General features: G+C 66.0%; 1 protein-coding gene. It reads left to right on the forward strand.

Translation table 11 applies throughout. The features are described 5' to 3' along the window. The coding region (locus tag ABD353_RS39840; protein ID WP_344628592.1) for a non-reducing end alpha-L-arabinofuranosidase family hydrolase at positions 1–686 on the forward strand (686 nt) is incomplete at its 5' end. Positions 687–689: the final 3 nt, after the last annotated feature.

Consider the following 689-nt stretch of genomic DNA (forward strand, 5'->3'; position numbering starts at 1 on the left):
CCGCGGTGGCGCCCACGCTGTTCTACTTCGCACCCAAGAACATCTGGGTGCTCGCCTACCAGTGGGGCCAGTGGCCGTTCATCTACCGCACCTCCAGCGACCCGACCAACCCCAACGGCTGGTCCTCGCCGCAGCCGCTGTTCACCGGCAGCATCCCCAAGTCCAGCACCGGCCCGATCGACCAGACCCTGATCGCCGACGGCCAGAACATGTACCTGTTCTTCGCCGGTGACAACGGCAGCATCTACCGGGCGAGCATGCCGATCGGCAACTTCCCCGGCAGCTTCGGCTCGTCCTACACCACGGTCATGAGCGACACGGCGAACAACCTGTTCGAGGCGCCGCAGGTCTACAAGGTCAAGGACCAGAACCAGTACCTCATGATCGTCGAGGCTCGGGGGGCGAACGAGCAGCGCTACTTCCGCTCCTTCACGGCCTCCAGCCTGAACGGTTCCTGGATCCCGCAGGCCGCCAGCGAGAGCAACCCCTTCGCGGGCAAGGCCAACAGCGGCGCCACCTGGACCAACGACATCAGCCACGGCGACCTGGTCCGCAACAACCCCGACCAGACCATGACCATCGACCCCTGCAACCTGCAGTTCCTCTACCAGGGCAAGTCCCCCACCGCGACCGGCCCCTACGACCGACTGCCGTACCGGCCCGGCGTCCTCACCCTGAAGCGCTGACCC

The organism is Kitasatospora arboriphila, from assembly GCF_039528095.1.
GTDB classification, from domain to species: Bacteria; Actinomycetota; Actinomycetes; order Streptomycetales; family Streptomycetaceae; genus Kitasatospora; species Kitasatospora arboriphila.